Source organism: Yoonia sp. 72, assembly GCF_034652275.1.
GTDB lineage: Bacteria > Pseudomonadota > Alphaproteobacteria > Rhodobacterales > Rhodobacteraceae > Yoonia.
Genome location: NZ_JAXIWG010000002.1, coordinates 658,515 through 676,994, shown reverse-complemented (window position 1 = coordinate 676,994; position 18,480 = coordinate 658,515). Strand labels below are relative to the sequence as shown.

Sequence of the window (18,480 nt, the reverse complement as noted above, 5' to 3'; positions counted from 1 at the left end):
GTGCCGAAAGGCGGTGGATCAGATTGGCGCGGTCATCGGACGGCGATATCCTGCCGGGACGTTTCTGGCGTGATCCAGTCCTGTTCTACCAGATCGCGAAGCTTGTAGGCCCGGTCCAGCGCCTGCTTGCTGGCGGCATGCCAGTTACTGGCAGCGTGTGGATCGGTATCACCCACCTGTTCGGCCATCTGGAGACAAAATTCGGCCCGCTCGTTCAAAAACCGTTCCGATGCGCGCATCACCTTTTCCATCTCCTCGAACTGCGCCGTCGCCATAATCTCAGCCGTATAAGTATGCCCGATGTGGCAGTCGAATTTGATAATCGATCCGACCTTTTTCTTTTTGAGCGCTCCACCGCAATCCGGGCAGGTCACAGTCAGCGGTCTTTCAAAAGTTTGATCTTCGATGATTTCGGGCTTGTGTCCGTCCAATTGAGAAGAAGATTTTGGCATGGCAACTTCCTTTCCGTCCTTTTGATCGACAAGCTTGATGAGCAGTTGAGGGATTTCCGCAAGCGGCAGGCAATAATCCAAAGTGACGTTTTCTGCTGAACTTCTTGGCATTTCCGGGTGGGCAGCATCTTCAGGGTCCTGAACGATAGCGATACCGCCGAGTCGTTTGATGTCGCTCAGCCCCAGCGCGCCGTCGTTCAGGTTGCCGGTCAGGATGACGCCGACAGCGCCCGCGCGATAGTGTTCGGCCACGCTTCTGAAGAGGGGATCGATGGCGGGCCGCGCGCAGTTTTCCTTCGGGCCACGCGCAAGGCGCATCTTTCCATCATCGACGATCATGTGCCGGTCCGGAGGTGCGACATAGATTTGACCGGGGACGATTGCTTCGCCGTCTTCGGCATGTTTCGCGGGAAGCAGTCCGACCGCGTTTAGAAGCGCGGGTAATTCGCTGCGATGAGCACCGATATGAAGCACGATAAGAACCGGCGCGGCAAAGCTTTCCGGCAAGTCAGCAACGATTGATCGCAAGGCAGACACGCCGCCCGCTGATGCGCCGATAGCGATGATCAAAGAATGGGGCATGACGTCCTTCAGATAGGGCCTGCTTTTGAGTCAACGCTGGGGGACGAATATGGTTCACAACTTCGATAGTGTAGGTGAAGAAGCAGCGGACCAGCATATCGTCGGTAAAATTGGTCGGAGAACATCTCTGTCGCCACAAAAGAGGAATTTGAAGCTTTGAGGTGCCCCTAGTTTCCTAGACAACTGCCTCGTTCAGTTTCTGCTGTCTGGTTTCAAAGTCAACCGGTGACAGCATGCCGTTGTTCGTGTGCTTGCGCTTGGGGTTGTAGAACATCTCGATGTATTCGAAGACGTCCTGCCGTGCAGCGTCGCGTGTCGGGTATGTGCGTCGCCTTATCCGTTCCCGCTTCAAAAGCTGAAAGAAGCTTTCGGCGACAGCGTTATCGTGGCAATCCCCACGCCGGCTCATACTGGCTTGCAGGTTGTGCTGACTGAGAAACAGCTGCCACTCACGGCTGGTGAACTGCGACCCCTGATCTGAATGGATCATCACCTTCATCTTGGGTTTGCGTCACCAGACCGCTGCAAGCAAGGCCTGCAGCGCCAGGTCGGTCGTCATGCGGGGTTGCGCGGACCAGCCTACCACACGCCGTGAGAAGAGGTCGATAACGACAGACAGATTCAGCCAGCCCTCGTGGGTCTTGATGTAGGTGATGTCCGTGACCCAGACCTTGTCGGGCGCATCTACCTTGAACTGCCGATCCAGAGTGTTGAACGCGACGACCGCAGGCTTCCCGCCATATCGTCCCGGGCGGCGCTTGTAGCCAATCTGGGCCAAGATGCCCGCAAGGCTGGCCAGCCGGGCGACCCTGTTCTCAGAAACCTGCTCGCCGAGATCGCGCAGATCATCGGTCAGCTTGCGGTAGCCATAGATCTTGCCGCTCTCGCACCAAGCCTGTCGGATCAACTCTGTCTGCCGTGCATCGTCCTGCGCACTCTGGCTTAACGGTTCTTTAAGCCATGCGTAAAAGCCGCTGACGTGGACCATCAGCACGCGGCACATTGACCGAAACGAAAACTCGGATCGATGGGCCCGGATGAAACCATACTTCAACGGGACTCTCGCGCGAAGTATGTTGCGGCCTTTTTTAAAATATCGCGCTCCTCAGTGACGCGGGCCAGTTCCTTCTTCACCCGACGGAGCTCGACGGCCAGATCCGCCTCCGCCTCTCGAGCCTTGGCAGGCTTCGCAAACTGAGCCTTCCATGTGTAGAGCGACTTCGTGCTGACCCCCAGTCGCTCAGCCACTTCGCTGACCGCATACCCGCGATCAACAACCTGCGCCACAGCGTCCCTTTTGAACTCGTCCGTAAACCGTTTCTGCAAAGACATCCGTGCTTCTCCTTGGTTCCAAAATTACCAAGCAAAGCGTCTACATATCTAGGGGCACCTCAAAATCAGCTTCTCTGAGGTGTTGACCGCTAATGCCAAGAAGACAAGATCGCGCTTCGGAAAGCTTGACCTAGCCTCACAGCCAGACTTCGACGCCGATTACGTCGAGTATGAGCAACTACCGCGACACTTCACTATCGAGATGCGGGAATGCCAACCATGCGTCATCGTGGTGACCTACTGATGATCACCTTCCAAAATCCGCCTAGTGATCTGATCCTGCCGCACTCGCCCATGACGCGGGCCTTCTTGGCTTCAGCGGACTATATGACCGAGCACGGTGAAATCGGCCTCACCAAATCTGGCGCATGGAACCGTCGGTTTATCGAGTGGGCGGTTGCCCATGACTTGGGGCGCGCCGCGTGACGGGCGGCCTCCCCCACCAATGTCTGAGCATCGCTGAACGGCGGTAAATAAACGCCGGATACTTGCAAAAATCCTAAAGCCAACCCGGAACAAAGCTCCCATTTGCCGAGAATGATGGCGAAGCGATACACATAGGACGAGGCGCGAAAGGCGTTCAGCTGAACTATCAGTTTTACATCGCCGAGGATCGATCGGGTCAAAAATTGACGAACGAATATAAATAAATGCCGATAACCGGCAAAAAAACCGGAGTCGTCATAGAATAACCCCCCGGGGTTATCCCGCACGGGGATCATCCGCAAAACGAAGACGGACATGATCATCTATCCCGCAATATAGTGTTTCGAGCCAAAACAGGGGGAAATGAGAGTGCAATGGCCATCGGAAGCAAGGTCAGAGCATCAATCCACAAATCAAAGCAAATCAAACCGCCAAGAACGACCAACTTTTTCTCTCAGCGCGGACCAAACCTTGATGCCGGATCACTTCCGTGAAGCCAGGTTCTTGAGCGGAATTAAAATACATCCGACTTTTGGGTTGAGGCGGTCTGACAGGCTCGGGTGATGTGACAGATTTGTCCAATTTGCGTCATCAACGGGGAACAGGCTTGATTGACCGAGCGAGCCCGAGAAACTTTGGGATGTCGCCCATCCAAAGCTCCAAGACCATCCAAAAAAGAAAAGGAATATCCTTGTCAAAATACACGATCATTCCCGATATCCATGCCGATCCTGATCGCCTAGACAGAAGCCTGCGATCCTGCCGCATGGGCCACAAGATCGCGTTTCTGGGTGATCTGATCGACGCAGGTGCCGCGGTAAACGCCCCCGATGACGCGGCCGTTCTTGCGCAAGTGCGTCGCCTTGTTGACGACGGTCTGGCGGTGGCCGTGATGGGTAATCATGAACTCAACGCAATCCTCTTTCACCGGATTGGCCGCGACGGCAAACCACTGCGCCTCCGCGATGCCAAGAACCTCAGGCAGCACCAGAGCTTCTGTGATCGCTTCGGGGTCGGCACAGCGGCCGCCCTTGCGTGGACGCGCTGGTTCCTCGACCTGCCGCTCTGGCTCGATCTTGGCGACCTGCGTCTGGTTCATGCGTGCTGGAACCCCGCAGCAATCGCAACAATTGCAGCGCGACGACCGGACGGGTGTTTGCGGGAGGCCGATCTGGAAGAGGTTGCAGGTAAACAAACGGCCTTTGCCAGAGCGGTCCACCTGCTGCTGACCGGACCTGAAATTCCTCTGCCGCCCAGCGTCAGCTTTACCGATGCAGGTGGCCATGTCCGATCTGACGTTCGCATCGCATGGTGGCGGTCCGATGCCCCGACGTGGCGCGCAGCCGCACTCTCGGTCCCGGAACCGGCGGATTTGCCCGATGCCAAAATCGGGCCGACGGATGGTGTCGCGTTTTATGACCCTGCAGATCCGCCAGTTCTGGTTGGACATTACAAGATGACCGGCGAGCCCATGATTGAAGCGCCGCATGCCGCATGTCTGGATTACCCCCGATCCGCTTGCGTCTATCACTGGTCCGGCGAGATATCATTGAGGCAGGATAGCCTGATTAAGGTCGGGGAATGAGGTCGATGGGGACCACGCTGCTGGGCGGACGGGTTAGTCATCGCAAGCCGTCATTTGCTGTGGTTGGCAGAATTGCGGTCCCGCATATCCATCTCGGTCACACCATAAAGAAAGGCAGAGACAGGAGACGCGCGGTCGGCCGTCATGGACAGGAGCCCGACCATCGCCTTTCGGTCGCTTTCACCAAGGTCGCCGAACACCTCCTCCACGACCATCGGTATCTTTGTGTCGGGTATCCGTTCCTGAAAGATGAACTTCATCACTGGTTCGATCCGGTCCCGCTCGTGAACCTCAAGTGCCTGCGGAACTCGACGGGGCTGCACAGACTGATCAACACCGGATGCAGATGTCGCATAGGCGGCAGCAAAAACATTCCCCAGCAAGCTGGTCGTTGCCGTCTCGTAGAATGCGATCAGGCCGAGGGCGTAAAGTGTCCTGTCGATCCCGTTGAACGACAGTGGCGGAAGCTCTGCACGCAGCAACGGTTCATTCGCCAGAAGCCGGCCCATTCGGTTGTTGCCGCCGTCGAATGCCTGAAGATATGATAACCCCGCGAACAGAACGAATGACGCTTCAAACGGATCCGTCACACGTTTTGCTTTGGAGAGCAGATCGTTCAGCCCGGTCATCAGCAAGACTTGGTCAGTGGACGGACGATAGCTTGTCGCGGGGTTTTGCATCTCGGTCTGACGCAAACGGCCAAGGTCGGCATGATCCAGCAAATCCCGCATCATCAGCACGTGGCGGCGTTGGACCGTGCCAACATCCGGGAACGGGCCATCGAGATCAGCTACCAACGCCGAGATTGCGTTATGGTGGTTCCGGATCAGGGCCGTCTCATACGGGCTCATCCCGTCCATGAAGCGGTGTTCGATCAGTAATCGTGTCGAAACCCGATTGTGCCTGTTCCCCGATATACTTGAGGAGGCCCACGAAAAGTCGAGGAGGAACTTCTCCATGATTTCCGGGGCAGATGTCGTCGGTATGCTGGCCTTTCCGCCCGCCAGCGCGACAGCTTCCTGCATCCGGGCGGTCGCCGCTTCGGAAAGCCAGCGGGACTTATTGGGGACATAGCCACCAATCCGGTCCGGGTCATACAGGACAGCCCGGCGATGCTGCGGATCGGTGCTTACGCGCCGCGCCCTATCCGATAGCGAAAACCGCGCACCACGCGTCTGCCCCTCCTTGATCAGAAAACCCCGCTTGATCAACGACGACATAATCCGCGACACCGTGGCCTGACTGAGCGCATCCGGCAACCGCGCAATGAGTTCGCTCTGGCTAACACCGTGCGGAATACGCAGCATCGTTTGGATGACCGCATGCTCTTGCGGCGTGAGATTCGTGACGGAGGAAATGCGGTTCATGGTGCCTCGGATATCCTGCAAAGACGGTTAGGTTACAGAAGAAAGCAACACGTGTGAATAAATAAAGAAATGTAAATTTCTGTTGCTATAAAGGGCTAAACAACCACCGGTGACCGGATAAATACTGAATATATTCACCATTCCCTCCGGCGTTTGTTTTGGGTGTTCAGCTAATTTAAGATTATGGAAATCCTTCGGGACACGGAATTTGATTTCCTGGATCTCATGTGGACAGTCCGATTAGTCCATCCAAGTGACCAGACGCAGCGCCCCTAAAGACGTGAGTGAAGCCGTCAGGTTTTATCGAAGACAATCTCTAGGATTTTGAATGGTGACCCATGGACAGATACGGAAACCGTGGATTCTTGGCGGTCATCAGTAGTTCTGGAGAGCGTTCTTCTAAACAAATTTGCAGGGCGCAGAAAAAGGACACCAAGGGCGCAGAGCTCGCGTTCGCCGCGTCGTTCACGAACGACAGCAATGTGCAGAAAGCGCTATTTGCGAAAGTGATGTCCGTTGCTGTTACTGCCGCACGGGCCTGTTGAAGAACACGGCGAAAGATTTGCGCTCGGTGACTGACCGATGATTGGTGATCAGCTCCCAGTTACCGTCCAAACTCGGCCCTGTAGCTTCTGGGGGTCGTTCCAACGTTGCGGCTGAAGGTGCGCGCGAAATGTGCCTGGTCCGAGAACCCGGCGAGGAACCCTATCTCCGCGAGCCCGGGCCCGTCAGCATCGCAAAGGTGGGACGCCGCGACCTGCAATCGCGCCTCCGAGACGAGGCGCGAGAAGGTCACGGCCTCCCGGGCAAGCCGACGCTGTAGGGTCCGGGGAGACGTAGCCGTCTCATTGGCGAGATTCGCCAGCGTCCAGCGGCGAACCGGATCGGCGGCGAGGCGCTGGCGCAACCCGCCGACAGCATCTGCTCTTACAGCGCCATTACCGGGTCGGCGCATTGTTCTGACAGGTGCCGACATTACCATGCTACCCATGGCATCGGCCCGGCGCGGGGCGTGCCAGACTCCTTTTTCCCGCCAGACATCGCCGGTCTCGGTCGCCAGCGTCACATCGGCCGAGCCGATGATCTCCGCCAAAACGGCAAGAACGCCCATTACCAGAAGGCTCTCGCCGAAGCTTGGGGAAGGGCCGCCGTCCCGCGTGTGGTGGACCAGCCGGAACATGCCCTCTTCCATGTTGTGCGTCTCGACTGCATGGCGCCCGTGACTGAAGCGCTCTAGCCGGCGCCAGCGCTCCAGCAGGTCGCCCGTATCCCGCGCCGCGAGCAGCGCCTGGACGACCGGTTCGGGTGGCATGTGGCGCGCGGCATCGGCAATGGACAGGACCACCACTGGGCCATGCTCCGCAAGGATCGCCGCCAGCGCATCGCGTTTTCCCAGCCGCGGGACGTGCGCCCCCGCCGGTGGTGGGTCACGCAGCGCAATACCCTGCCGAGCCAGCCCCGCCGCGATCAACCGCATCATTGCGGCCGAGGCGAAATCCTGTCCCTCGTCCCGTCCGCTCATCGTTTTTGCTCCTGTCGCGGCACAGCATGACGCATCGTGGCACGTTTGTTCAGAGGCTGTCATCCCACGTCTCCGGCACGAACGGGAAAGCGTATCGGCCTGTGCCCGGTGGCGGCGCGGATCGCGTTGGCGATAGCGCCGGGCCCGGCAACGATGGCGGTCTCGCCCGCGCCCTGCGGCGCGCGGTCGCTCAGGATCAGGTCCACCGTGACCGGCGGAACTTCGGTGAAGCGCGGGATCGGGGCGTCGACAAAGGTCTCGGCCACGACATGCCCGGCTTCGGTCGGCAGATCGTCCATCAGAACCATCCCAAGGCTCCAGACAAGGTTGCCCTCACACTGCGCGCGCACCTGGTCGGGATTGATGACGAGGCCGCAGTCATGCACACACCAGAGCCCCGTGACCTGCACCCGCCCGCGACTATCGACGGCGACATTGGCGACGGCGGCGGCGTAACTCGTCTCCTTGTAGATGCCGCAGCCGATCCCGCGCCCGCGGCGGAGACCCTCCGTTGCCGCGGGCGGCTCTCCCCAAGCGGCGATCTCGCCCACCCGCGCCAGCACGGTGGCGAGGATCGGGTCCTCCACATGGGCGAGGCGGAATGCCAGAGGGTCCGCCCCGGCTGCAAGCGCCGCCTCGTCCATGACGCTTTCGATGGCCAGCGCATTGGGCCCCGCACCGAGCCCACGCCAAGGTCCCGTATGCACCGGCAGGCGGGCGACATCGTAGGCTGCCCGCGCCCGGCCCAACACATAGGGCGCTGCCATTCCCCGCGCGACGCCGCCATCACCGGCTAAAAGGTCCGTGCCGCGCTGCATCCACACCGGCAAGACGGCAGAAGTGAACATGACGTGCGAAGACACCTGCGCGTGGTCCCAGTCCGTGATGCGCCCGCCCCTCAGCCGCGCCCTGATCCGGTGCGACGACGGCGGGCGGTGAAAGCCGAGGGCGTATTCCTGCGCCCGCGTCCACTGCACCTTGACCGGGACGCCGGCTGCCCTTGCGAGTGCGGCGGCCTCGGCCTCAACCGTGCAGATCGTCTTGCCCCCAAAGGCCCCGCCGATGCGGCAGGATTGCACCGTGACACTCGGCGCGCCCAGCCCGAAGGCATCGACCAGCACGTCGCGGACGTAGAAAGCATCCTGCGTCCCGGCCCAGACCTTGAGCCCGTCCGCATCCCACTCGGCGACCGCTGCGCGCGGCTCGATCGGCCCATGGGCGGCCAGCGGCACGTCGAGCCGTAGGTCAACGTCCCAGTCCTCCTCTCGAGGGTCGCCACCCAGAACCCGGTGCGGAAGCGCCCCGTCGGCCAGCCGCGCGTCGATGTCCACGGCACGCTCTATGTCCATGAGGGGCGGGTCCCCCGCGATGTCCCAGTCCACCCCCAGCGCCTCGGCGATGACCTCAAGAGCACCCGGCCGCGACGCAACAATGCCGAGGCCTCGCGCTTTACCGATGGGCGGGCCGCAATCTTCGACAATGGCGACGAACCCCAGCACGGCTTGCGCGGCCTTCAGGTTCCAACACAGCGGCTGCGACGCAACTTCGACCGACGCCGGCGCGCGTAGCACCCGGCCAAAGAGCATCCCCGGCAACCTGACATCGGCGGCATAGAGCGGCGCGCCGGTCACGATCCCGCGCCCCTGCGCGATCTCGGGGCTGGTGCCCATCAGTCCGCCGGTCCGCATAGAGCGCAGCTCGGGCAGCGGCCGCTTCGTGACGGTGACTATGCCGGTCACTTGTCCCGCGGCGAGCGCGTCACGCAGCGCGGCGCAGGCTTGAGCGAGGGGCTCGGCGTAAAGCATGACGGACTCGCTGCCCACCGTCGCCTTGACACGCGCCATGCCGGTGGCGTGGAGAAGGACGTCCACCGCGTCCCAGTCGGCCCCGAGTTCCGAGCAAGCTACCTGCTTCAGCGCCGTCGCGATATTCTGTCCCATTTCGGCACGAGGCAGGGTGAGGGTGAACCTCCCGTCCGCATGCACGATCCAACCCAGCGCCGTCTGCGCATCGGGATTCGGGCGCGAGGGGATGACAGGAACCTGACTCCAGACCCCTGCACCCCCGCCGAGCAGCGCCACAAGACCGCCGGCCGCGGCGGCCATAAAGCTTCGCCGCCGCATCACAGGTCCTCCGCCGCGCGCAGGATGGCGGCGCGGATTCGCGGATAGGTTCCGCACCGGCAGAGATTACCGTCCATCGCGACGTCGATGTCCCCTGCCGAAGGCTCCGGGATCCGCTCCAGGAGCGCGATGGCGGACATGATCTGCCCGGCCTGGCAGTAGCCGCACTGCGGCACGGCGAGGTCGAGCCATGCCCGTTGCACAGGATGCAGCATATCCGCGCCGGCCAGACCCTCGACCGTGCGGACTGGGAGGCCTTCCACATCCCCGGCACGTATGATGCAGGCGCGCGCCGCTTCTCCATCCACGATGACGGTGCAGGCGCCGCAGATGCCCACGCCGCAGCCGAACTTCGCGCCCGTGAGGCCAAGGTGCTCTCGAAGTAGAAAGAGCAACGGCTCGTCGGCCCACTCGGGCGGAATGTCTTGGCTTTTGCTATTGAGGACGAAGGACATGAAGAACTCCCGGTCATGATCTAAGTCGGAAATTAGGGTGCGTCTGTGCCGCGGTCTTGAATGATCACGCCAATATTCCGTGCTGCACACCTGCGCAGGGCTGACCTCGGACCTCTGCCGCGGAGTCGGTAATGGCCGGAACCGAGCGGCAGCGGCCGCTTGCTGCGGGTGGGCCTAACGGCAGGATAGGACCGATCAGGTAGGTCAGACAGCACCTTCAGGAAGGGCGGATTCCGGACTTTCGTTGCGATGCGGCATGGGTCTTGAGTAGGACTCAAAGCGGACATTCTTAAACTATAACTGAAGCCCAGGATATGGCTATGTTACGCCTTAAAGTTGGGACGCCCAGCGAGGGTGGTTCTCATCCACGACAAAGGTATGCACGTGCTTCCGAGCACCCTGAAGGTGCGGATGGTCGGGTGGCAGGTTGTCATGGGTATGCTCAAGCGTTTCCGGATCTTCGCTTGGCCAAAGGCGCATGGCGGCGAGGATGCCTACACCTGCCAGCACCGTCATCACACTAAGCGCCGGAATAAGTCCGAACTGGGTCATCAGCCATCCTGACAGCGGATAGGTCAGAAGCCAGCAGGCATGGCTGAGCGCAAATTGTGCCGCGAACAGCGCGGGTCGATCCTCTGCATGGGCAGAGCGGCGCAGCAACCGCCCGGATGGCGTCAGGACGGCAGAATACCCCAGACCCACAAGCAGCCAAGCTCCAAGGAGGACCGGCCAGATCAGCCCTGCAATTGCGACTTCACTTGCCAGTGCGGCAAGCGTCACGACCATCAGCATAGCACCACCGATCATCACTCGCCGATCCGCCACGCTGTCCAGCACACGTGGCAAAAACAGTGCGGCAGCCATCGACCCCGCCCCGAAGGCGAACAGCGTCCACGCAAGAGCGGACGCATCCAGCCCGAGCGTGCCACGCACCAGCACGACGGAATTGACCAGCACCATCGCGCCCGCCGCCGCAGCCGCCATGTTCAGCGCCAGCAGCCCGCGCAGACGTGGTGTGGCAAGGTAAATGCGGATGCCGCGCGTCGTTCGGTCATAGATGCCGCGCGGAGCGGATGGTTGTGGGCTGGGCAGAATGACCGAGACAATCAGCATGGCCGAGGCGGCAAAACCTGCCACCGTGCCAAGGAACAGCGCGTTATAGCTGACCATCGCCAGCAATAGCCCCGCCAGCATCGGGCTTGCGATATTTTCAAGATCATAGGCTAACCGCGACAGTGACAGCGCGCGGGTGTATTGCGCCTCGTCCGGCAGGATGTCGGGGATCGTTGCCTGAAAGGTCGGCGTGAAGGCGGCAGAGGCGGATTGCAGCACGAAGATCAGCACGTAAACCTGCCAGATCTCCGTCACGAAGGGCAGGCACAGCGCCACGGCCGCACGCACCAGATCAAGCACCACCAGAAACGCGCGCCGGTTTACCTTGCCCGCAAAGGCAGCGGCGACAGGTGCGACACCCACATAGGCCACCATCTTGATCGCAAAGACCGTCCCCAGCACCATCGCGGCATTATCGCCCGCCAGATCAAAGGCCAGCAGGCCAAGTGCGACAGTGGCCAACCCCGTGCCCAGCAATGCCACGACCTGCGCTGCGAACAGATGACGGTAGGTCCGGTCGGCAAGGACTTGCAGCATGGGGGCGGTCCTAAAGGTAGCGCGAGACCGCTTTCAGTTCTTCACGATCCGCGGGGGATTGGTTGGCATCCAAGCAGTGGTCGATATGGTCATGGATCAGAGCGCGCTTTGCATTGGCCACGGCATTTTCGACCGCCTGCATCTGCTGTGCGATCTCGACGCAGGGTTTGCCTGCCTCGATCATCTCTATCACTGCACGCAGATGCCCATCGGCGCGTTTCAGCCGGGCAATTAAAGCGGGGTGGGTTGCATGGGGATGGGGCTTTATCATAGAACGGAAATATCCCCCCCGGGGGGATAGAACAAGATGGCATGAACAACATGCTGCGGACAGGATCGAGCAGTCAGGAATTCCCGTGCAACGGCTGAAAACCTTCGGACGAACTGTGTGGTCGGCACTTTTGTGTCTGGCGCTGGTCGTGTGGTCGATCGCACAAGCGACGGACCATGCGCCATCGGTGTTCGATGTCATTGCCGATCACCGCGCGATGATCGCGGAACACGGGCATACCCACGGATTCCATGAAGACTTGGCATGGGCTTTACATGGTCATAGCCATGATGTGGCGGATCATGACCATAGTCCGGCTGTGCTGGCGCTGGCCGCGACAACGAACGAAGTATGGGACAGCCGTGATGTCTGGCATCTGCATGCATCCTCGGCAGGACCATATCGCAGTTACATGATTGATCGACCTCCGCGTGGATGATGCGGGCCGCGTTGCGGCACGACCTTTCCATCAATCACACACTGGAGACAAATCCATGACCTCGACTTCGCGGGTCCTGCGCGCCCTGGCACCAACCCGCCCGCTTGCGCTGACCTTTATCCTGCTTGCGGCGTTCATGCTGACTGCGGCGCAAGCCTTTGCCCATAACGTCACCGCTGGTGATGCGGGCTACATTCAGGAAATCTGGGGGGTGAAGATCATTCCCTTCATCTACCTCGGTGCCAAACACATGGTCACAGGATACGACCATATCCTGTTCCTGCTGGGCGTTGTCTTCTTCCTTTACCGGATGAAGGACGTTGGCATCTATGTCAGCCTGTTCGCGATCGGCCATTCCGTCACCATGCTGTTCGGCGTGTGGTATGGCTGGGGCATCAACGCTTATATCATTGACGCGATCATCGGGTTGTCGGTGGTTTACAAGGCGCTCGACAACCTTGGCTATTACCAGAAATGGTTCGGCTTCCAGCCCAACACCAAGGTCGCAACGCTGATCTTCGGGCTGTTTCACGGCACGGGTTTGGCCACGAAAATCATTGAATACCAGATCCCGCAGGACGGTCTGTTGGCAAACCTTCTGGCCTTCAACGTCGGGGTCGAGGTGGGCCAGTTGCTTGCCCTTGCCGTGATCCTGATCGTCATGGGTTATTGGCGCCGCCACCCCAACTTCATGCGGCAGGCCACCATCGCCAACGTGGTGATGATGGGCCTTGGCATCTGGCTGACGGCCTATCAGGTCGCCGGTTACATCGCATCAACCTGAACAAAGAACGGATAGTCACATGCATAATGCACCCAAACCAAACATCGAAGAATTGCCAACCAAAGCGCAACTGTTCCGCTCCACCATCATCGCGGGCATCGGCGCTGCTGCCATCCTGGTCACCGTGGTTCTGCCTGCGGAGTATGCCATCGACCCGACTGGAGTCGGCCGTGTTCTTGGCCTGACCGAAATGGGCGAGATCAAGGTTCAGCTGGCCGAAGAAGCCGAGGCGGATCGCCTGCTGGATGAACAGCGCGCACTGGACCAATCATCCAGTCTGCTGGACAGCGTGTTCGGCCTGTTCGTCAGCGCTGCCCATGCGCAGGAAGCCTGGCAGGACGAAGTAACATTTGTTCTGGAACCCGGTGACACAGCCGAAATCAAGATGACGATGGAGGCGGGCAACACGGTCACCTACTCGTGGACCGCGACAGGCGGACGGGTCAATTTTGACCTGCATGCCCACAGTGGCGGAGAGTCTGTCGATTATGAGCGTGGTGCTGGCCAAACCGAAGGCGAGGGCATTATTGAAGCGCCCTTTGCCGGTGATCACGGCTGGTTCTGGCGCAACCGCGACAGCACGCCCATCACCATGACCATCCAAGTGCGTGGTGAATACAGCGACATTGTCGAAACCTATTGATCTAGGCGCCGCCATTTGCAGCAGCAGCGGATGGCGGCATTTCCACAAGCTGGACCATTGCGCTCATTCCGAAGGAACAGTGATCACTACCGGAACGCCTGCCTGAAGCACGATCGCGTGTCGTGCATAATGTCCGATACGACGAAAATCTGTTATTATTCCACGGCTTCCCTGACCGTCAGCTTAGGGCCGAGACCGGCGGCCAGAAGCGCATCGTCTCGAGGGGGCGGGCAGCGCTCTGCGAGGTTGCGGCATTGCTTAAGCAGCAAACTGCAATAGCGGCTCGTCGCCAAGCGAACCGTCATGCTGGGCGTCCCGCGCCGCTCAATCATGGCTCAAGGCTCACGGGCAACATGGGGATCGAGATATTCGGGATCGTAGTCAGGCTTTCAGGTGAGAGATTATTGATCACGTTGAGTATCCGGATCGCAGCGATGATCCTTACCTCACAGGTCGTCACCTCGATCCCGCTCAATATTGCCGTACGCCCGCCAAGGTTCGGTATGGGCGGCCCGGATAAATCACAGTTGCGGAGAACGCAGCGACGCAGCAACACCTCTAATTGGGCATTCGAGCAAACACCGAACGTCATCAGGATATTGAGATTTGCTTCGATAGCGACAGACTGATTAACAACGTGGTGCGATGAGCCGGTCTAATTCCCGGCAGGCTGTCCTTACGTCTTTGAACACCAGATCAATATCTGCCAGAGCACCCAGCCGGTCCACGTTAATGGTCTCTAGCGGCGCTACGCCGATGATGCAGTTAGGCAAGACGATGCGCGTGGAAACAATCAGCTGAATGAGTGCATCTAGCCGCCGCATCGTACTGAGGAAGAGCACGATGATGTGTGGACAGGTCCGTTCAATATGCGCAACAAGAGCATTATGTTCGGTTTTGGTCCTGAGATCGATTTCCCAGCCAATTTCTCGCAACATGTCAGCTGCGACAGTCGTACTAATTCCTTGATCATCGCCAGGCACTGTTGCGAAAAGTGCATTGCGGTTGCGTTGAAACGCAACAGGGCGTGTGGGACCTTCGACGCGCAACGCTCGCATCAAGGCATAGAGATGGCCAGTGCCATATGTCACGTCGATGCATGAATATTTGTCGCTCGCCCACCCGTCATCGAGGCAGACGGCGGCGCCGGTAATATAGCCAAGATAAACACCTTGTCGGGTTACACCTTCGGCCCGGCGGTCTTCGATGAAGCGTAAAGCTGGATCGGGGCTCGGCCGGATTAATGCGTCGCAAAATGCGTTGATACGATCTGGGCTGATCGTAGCTGTGTCAAACGAAGCCGCGCGAGATTTGCTATCGACAATGCGTCGTACAACTTCTTTTGCGAGGTTCTCGACTACAACAGGTGGTAAAACCTGCCGTTTTGTTTCAAAAATCGATGCCGTTTGCGTGAAAATATCCGTGTTAAACGAAACTTGCCGTTGCCCCATTGTACGCCCTCCCTCTGCTTTCACGATACCCTTGCAATGAAAACGGTCAAGGGTCGCACATGTCGCAACACCGTTTTGATCAGCACGCATACAAGCCGGTAGGCTTGCTTTTGCAGATTTCAGTGCTTTGCTTTGCCGGCACGTGGAGAGCGGCGCTATAAACCGCGTTTACCGAAATAAAGGGTCAATCCACAGCAGGGACGATCCGAGATCAGGTTGCGCATTCTCGGCAGCGCATGATCGTCGGGTTAACCTCTAACCGCTTCTGGCCAATGGAATCCCCACAGCTATGGCACCACCCAAATTCTCCAGTATCCAGTCTTTTGATTGCGGCCTCCACCGCACGGATGCGCCCGTGACGCCGACTGTCCTGTGCCGCAGCCATCGCCTGCTGCTGCATCGCATCCATGTGGCTTAGGCGTCCGACGCTTTGTTGGTCAAGTTCGACCGGCTTGCGATCGCCCACCGTCGCAGCCGAGGCCATCAGCAGATCTGCCAGTTCCTTCTGTAGGAGTGGAAGGAACTGGGCTTTCAACTGCTCTGGAGTCGGTTCTGGCACTGCCTATCGCATCAAGATAACAGGCACCTTGCAGGCGCGGATCATCGCGGTGGTGGTCGATCCGATCACCAGCGTGCGGATCCGGCTGTGGCCATAGGCACCCATGACCAACATGTCATAGCCATCCGTTTCCACCAGTTCGGACAGCGCTTTTTCCGGCTGACCGGGCAGCACGGAGGTTTCCACATCCAGCCCTGCGGCTTTCAGCACTGCCTTGGCATCATCAAGACCCTTCTTCACCTCGGCGGTTTCATTGCCGACGGTAACGACATGTATATGCAGCCCCGCGAACAGCGTGCTGCGGGCGATGTGATCGATCGCTTTCATCGCCGATGCGCCGCCGTCATAAGCGACCAGCACCTTATTGATCGGTTGCATGGCGCGGGACGCGACGAACACGGGTTTTTGTGCTACCCGTACGATCCGTTCAAGGTTCGACCCAAGGTGGCCCTTGGCGAAATCCGCCGCCTCGCCGCGTTTGCCGACGATGATAACGCGGGCGGTGGATTCCACCTCGGACACCGCTTCAATGATATCGCCCTGACGCAGTCGCGTGCTGATCTCGTTCACACCGTCCTGATCCAGAATGGCACGCGCATCTTCGAGAATTGCCCTGCCACGGCTGTTGATCAGCTTGGCACGCTGCGCATCAAGATCGGCCAGCTCTTCCAGCAGGGCAGTGCGCGCGCCCAGTTTGATCGCACCGGACCGGTCCGCCATTGCAGGCCCCTCGCGGCGGCCCAACACATGGATCAGTTCGACGGGCGATTCCGTGCGCTGCGCGATCCAAGCGGCATGGTTACAGACGCTTTCGGAATAGACAGATCCGTCGACGAAGGCGACAATCTTTTGGCTATCGAGGTTCATGGTATCTCTCCCTTAATGCGACATCAGCTTGTCCATGGCACCCGGCTTGTCATGAATGGCAAGCTTGTCCACGATGGTTTCAGTTGCTTCGTTCATGCCGATGATTTCCACCTCGGCGCCGTCGCGACGGAACTTCAGGATCACCATGTCTAGCGCCTGCACAGACGAGATATCCCAGATGTGTGCCTTGCTGACGTCGATAATCACCTTTTCGAGCGTTTCATTGAAATCGAACGCGTTCATGAAATCCTCGACCGAGCCATAGAACAACTGCCCTTCGACGACATAGGTCCGTTGGCTGCCATTCTTGGTGATCTCGCTCGTAACCTTGAACAATTGCGCGATCTTGCCGGCAAAGAAGATCCCCGACAGCAGGACGCCAACCAGCACACCTATGGCAAGGTTGTGAGTATAGACCACCGTCACCACCGTCGCGATCATCACAACCGACGATGATTGCGGATGTGTGCGCAGCGCCTTGATCGACGACCACGAGAATGTGCCGATGCTGACCATGATCATGATCGCGACCAGCGCCGCCATCGGGATCTGACTGACCAGATTGCCCAGCACAAGGATCATGAACAACAGATAGACCCCTGCAGCAAAGGACGACAGCCGCCCGCGCCCGCCGGATTTGACGTTGATGATCGACTGACCGATCATTGCACAACCTGCCATGCCACCTATGAAACCGGTCGCAGTATTGGAAATCCCCTGACCGATACATTCCTGGTTACGGTTGGATTTAGTGTCGGTCAGATCATCGACGATGTTCTGCGTCATCAGACTTTCCAACAGGCCGACGATGGCGACGGCAACCGAATAGGGCAGGATGATCATCAGCGTCTCCAGCGTTAGCGGGATCTGCGGAATCAGGAAGACCGGCAGCGTGTCAGGCAACTCTCCCATGTCACCCACCGTGCGGACATCCCAGCCGAAGATCATCACCAACCCGGTCAGTACGATGATGGTGACGAGTGGGGAAGGCACAGCCTTGGTCAGCAGCGGGAACAGGTAGATGATTGCCAGCCCGGCGGCCACAAGCGCATAGGTCAACCAGGTGACAGTTGTCGGATCAAGCTCGGGCAATTGTGCCATGAAGATTAGGATTGCCAGCGCATTCACAAACCCGGTCATGACCGATTTCGAGACATAGCGCATGACAAAGCCAAGCTCGAATACACCGGCCGCGATCTGAAGCAGACCAGCCAGCACGGTCGCAGCGAGCAGATATTCCAGCCCATGTTCACGCACCAGCGTGATCATCAATACCGCCGTTGCTGCTGTCGCCGCCGAAATCATGCCAGGCCGACCGCCGGTGAATGCGATGAGCACCGCGATCGAGAAACTGGCGTATAGCCCCACCTTCGGGTCAACACCCGCGATGATGGAAAAGGCAATCGCCTCCGGAATTAGGGCAAGGGCTACGACAAGGCCGGCGATCAAATCACCCCGGACATTGCCAAACCACTCATCTTTATAGGCGCTCATTGAAATCATGTAAAATTTTCCTGATCGACCGGGCCATGCAAGCCGCAAATCGAAATGTTCTGATGTATCAGTTCAGGTTATCCGGCGGATCAGCGGCCGGAAGAGCCATCCGGGCTTGCACCGGATCCATGCGTTTCGAAGGCCTGATACGCGGAATGTCGCCAGCTTGGCAAGCCGGAAAGCGGATTTCGCCGTCGGGCAACAGATTGGGCCACAGAATATGTCTACTTTTTAATCGACTGATTGGAAGAAGGTATCCATCTTGGTATGAGCCAACACCAGCTGGACTGCCTGAAGGTTGGTGGTTGCAACAGACGTCGACATCAATCTTCGATCGTGGATAGCCCGCTTTGTCCGCACTGCTAACCTTGGACCGCCCAATATGCTGCGCGATGCACGAACGGCAGGTTTTGTGAAGCTGCGCCGCGGCATCCGCGATCCTGATGGAGGGCAGCTTTGGGCCGAGACCGGCAGCGAG

Annotated in this window: 16 protein-coding genes, 1 pseudogene and 1 other annotated feature; of the genes and pseudogenes, 4 read left to right on the top strand and 13 right to left on the bottom strand. The window is 59.0% G+C overall.

The window, feature by feature from the left end:
* Positions 1-32: 32 nt before the first annotated feature.
* The 3 genes and pseudogenes from VCK47_RS11805 to VCK47_RS11795 form a co-directional block, all read right to left on the bottom strand.
* The gene (locus VCK47_RS11805; RefSeq protein ID WP_322890654.1) at positions 33-1,034 is read right to left on the bottom strand and encodes a chemotaxis protein CheB; all 1,002 of its coding nucleotides are present in this window, start codon (positions 1,032-1,034) and stop codon (positions 33-35) included.
* Between the two features lie 175 nt (positions 1,035-1,209).
* Positions 1,210-2,366: pseudogene (locus VCK47_RS11800) on the bottom strand (IS3 family transposase).
* A 323-nt stretch (positions 2,367-2,689) separates the two neighbouring features.
* A complete protein-coding gene (locus VCK47_RS11795; RefSeq protein WP_322890655.1) occupies positions 2,690-3,109 on the bottom strand; it encodes a hypothetical protein in 420 nt (139 codons plus the stop codon).
* A 248-nt stretch (positions 3,110-3,357) separates the two neighbouring features.
* Here VCK47_RS11795 and VCK47_RS11790 point away from each other — a divergent pair, with 248 nt between their 5' ends.
* On the top strand, positions 3,358-4,377 hold the full coding sequence (locus VCK47_RS11790; RefSeq protein WP_322890656.1) for a metallophosphoesterase: 1,020 nt from the start codon (positions 3,358-3,360) through the stop codon (positions 4,375-4,377).
* Between the two features lie 50 nt (positions 4,378-4,427).
* Here the strand turns inward: VCK47_RS11790 and VCK47_RS11785 are convergent, their stop codons facing one another.
* The 6 genes from VCK47_RS11785 to VCK47_RS11760 all read right to left on the bottom strand — a co-directional run bounded on the left by VCK47_RS11785 (position 4,428) and on the right by VCK47_RS11760 (position 11,765).
* Positions 4,428-5,744 (bottom strand): Fic family protein, encoded by a 1,317-nt coding sequence (locus VCK47_RS11785; RefSeq protein ID WP_322890657.1) that lies wholly within the window; start codon positions 5,742-5,744, stop codon positions 4,428-4,430.
* A gap of 604 nt (positions 5,745-6,348) precedes the next feature.
* Positions 6,349-7,266: a helix-turn-helix transcriptional regulator gene (locus tag VCK47_RS11780; RefSeq protein WP_322890658.1), complete on the bottom strand. Its 918-nt coding sequence runs from the start codon at positions 7,264-7,266 to the stop codon at positions 6,349-6,351.
* Positions 7,267-7,325: 59 nt separating this feature from the next.
* Positions 7,326-9,389 carry a xanthine dehydrogenase family protein molybdopterin-binding subunit gene (locus VCK47_RS11775; RefSeq protein ID WP_322890659.1) on the bottom strand — a complete coding sequence of 688 codons (2,064 nt, stop codon included), beginning with the start codon at positions 9,387-9,389 and terminating at the stop codon, positions 7,326-7,328.
* A complete protein-coding gene (locus VCK47_RS11770) occupies positions 9,389-9,844 on the bottom strand; it encodes a (2Fe-2S)-binding protein (RefSeq protein ID WP_322890660.1) in 456 nt (151 codons plus the stop codon). Before VCK47_RS11770 ends, VCK47_RS11775 begins: the two co-directional genes overlap by 1 nt.
* A gap of 330 nt (positions 9,845-10,174) precedes the next feature.
* The gene (locus VCK47_RS11765; protein ID WP_322890661.1) at positions 10,175-11,494 is read right to left on the bottom strand and encodes an MFS transporter; all 1,320 of its coding nucleotides are present in this window, start codon (positions 11,492-11,494) and stop codon (positions 10,175-10,177) included.
* A gap of 10 nt (positions 11,495-11,504) precedes the next feature.
* On the bottom strand, positions 11,505-11,765 hold the full coding sequence (locus VCK47_RS11760; protein ID WP_322890662.1) for a metal-sensing transcriptional repressor: 261 nt from the start codon (positions 11,763-11,765) through the stop codon (positions 11,505-11,507).
* 85 nt (positions 11,766-11,850) lie between these two features.
* On the opposite strand from VCK47_RS11760, the gene VCK47_RS11755 reads away from it, so the two are divergent.
* Genes VCK47_RS11755 through VCK47_RS11745 form a run of 3 tightly spaced genes read left to right on the top strand, consistent with a single transcriptional unit; the run spans position 11,851 to position 13,631 of the window.
* Complete coding sequence (locus VCK47_RS11755) at positions 11,851-12,204, top strand: hypothetical protein (RefSeq protein WP_322890663.1); 354 nt, start codon at positions 11,851-11,853, stop codon at positions 12,202-12,204.
* A gap of 55 nt (positions 12,205-12,259) precedes the next feature.
* A complete protein-coding gene (locus VCK47_RS11750; protein WP_322890664.1) occupies positions 12,260-12,988 on the top strand; it encodes a HupE/UreJ family protein in 729 nt (242 codons plus the stop codon).
* Between the two features lie 19 nt (positions 12,989-13,007).
* Positions 13,008-13,631, top strand: coding sequence for a transmembrane anchor protein (locus VCK47_RS11745; RefSeq protein WP_322890665.1), 624 nt, complete (start codon positions 13,008-13,010; stop codon positions 13,629-13,631).
* 629 nt (positions 13,632-14,260) lie between these two features.
* On the opposite strand, the gene VCK47_RS11740 is transcribed toward VCK47_RS11745, so the two are convergent.
* The 4 genes from VCK47_RS11740 to VCK47_RS11725 all read right to left on the bottom strand — a co-directional run bounded on the left by VCK47_RS11740 (position 14,261) and on the right by VCK47_RS11725 (position 18,011).
* Positions 14,261-15,082: a hypothetical protein gene (locus tag VCK47_RS11740; RefSeq protein WP_322890667.1), complete on the bottom strand. Its 822-nt coding sequence runs from the start codon at positions 15,080-15,082 to the stop codon at positions 14,261-14,263.
* Between the two features lie 211 nt (positions 15,083-15,293).
* Entirely contained in the window at positions 15,294-15,467 is a 174-nt protein-coding gene (locus tag VCK47_RS11735; RefSeq protein WP_322892288.1) for a TraR/DksA family transcriptional regulator, read from the bottom strand.
* 177 nt (positions 15,468-15,644) lie between these two features.
* Positions 15,645-16,508: a universal stress protein gene (locus VCK47_RS11730; RefSeq protein ID WP_322890668.1), complete on the bottom strand. Its 864-nt coding sequence runs from the start codon at positions 16,506-16,508 to the stop codon at positions 15,645-15,647.
* A gap of 12 nt (positions 16,509-16,520) precedes the next feature.
* Positions 16,521-18,011 (bottom strand): SulP family inorganic anion transporter, encoded by a 1,491-nt coding sequence (locus tag VCK47_RS11725; protein ID WP_322890669.1) that lies wholly within the window; start codon positions 18,009-18,011, stop codon positions 16,521-16,523.
* Between the two features lie 66 nt (positions 18,012-18,077).
* Positions 18,078-18,133, bottom strand: a sequence feature (sul1 is cis-regulatory element that is thought to sense ions involved in sulfur or methionine metabolism; They are found in Alphaproteobacteria).
* Between the last annotated feature and the right edge of the window lie 347 nt (positions 18,134-18,480).

What these genes read in the sequence shown, in the direction of transcription:
- VCK47_RS11760 (WP_322890662.1), bottom strand. Translation starts at nt 11,765, where the DNA reads ATGATAAAGCCCCATCCCCATGCAACCCACCCCGCTTTAATTGCCCGG.
- VCK47_RS11785 (WP_322890657.1), bottom strand. Translation starts at nt 5,744, where the DNA reads ATGAACCGCATTTCCTCCGTCACGAATCTCACGCCGCAAGAGCATGCG.
- VCK47_RS11750 (WP_322890664.1), top strand. Translation starts at nt 12,260, where the DNA reads ATGACCTCGACTTCGCGGGTCCTGCGCGCCCTGGCACCAACCCGCCCG.
- VCK47_RS11805 (WP_322890654.1), bottom strand. Translation starts at nt 1,034, where the DNA reads ATGCCCCATTCTTTGATCATCGCTATCGGCGCATCAGCGGGCGGCGTG.
- VCK47_RS11745 (WP_322890665.1), top strand. Translation starts at nt 13,008, where the DNA reads ATGCATAATGCACCCAAACCAAACATCGAAGAATTGCCAACCAAAGCG.
- VCK47_RS11735 (WP_322892288.1), bottom strand. Translation starts at nt 15,467, where the DNA reads ATGGCTGCGGCACAGGACAGTCGGCGTCACGGGCGCATCCGTGCGGTG.
- VCK47_RS11775 (WP_322890659.1), bottom strand. Translation starts at nt 9,389, where the DNA reads ATGCGGCGGCGAAGCTTTATGGCCGCCGCGGCCGGCGGTCTTGTGGCG.
- VCK47_RS11795 (WP_322890655.1), bottom strand. Translation starts at nt 3,109, where the DNA reads ATGTCCGTCTTCGTTTTGCGGATGATCCCCGTGCGGGATAACCCCGGG.
- VCK47_RS11730 (WP_322890668.1), bottom strand. Translation starts at nt 16,508, where the DNA reads ATGAACCTCGATAGCCAAAAGATTGTCGCCTTCGTCGACGGATCTGTC.
- VCK47_RS11765 (WP_322890661.1), bottom strand. Translation starts at nt 11,494, where the DNA reads ATGCTGCAAGTCCTTGCCGACCGGACCTACCGTCATCTGTTCGCAGCG.
- VCK47_RS11770 (WP_322890660.1), bottom strand. Translation starts at nt 9,844, where the DNA reads ATGTCCTTCGTCCTCAATAGCAAAAGCCAAGACATTCCGCCCGAGTGG.
- VCK47_RS11780 (WP_322890658.1), bottom strand. Translation starts at nt 7,266, where the DNA reads ATGAGCGGACGGGACGAGGGACAGGATTTCGCCTCGGCCGCAATGATG.
- VCK47_RS11740 (WP_322890667.1), bottom strand. Translation starts at nt 15,082, where the DNA reads ATGGGGCAACGGCAAGTTTCGTTTAACACGGATATTTTCACGCAAACG.
- VCK47_RS11725 (WP_322890669.1), bottom strand. Translation starts at nt 18,011, where the DNA reads ATGATTTCAATGAGCGCCTATAAAGATGAGTGGTTTGGCAATGTCCGG.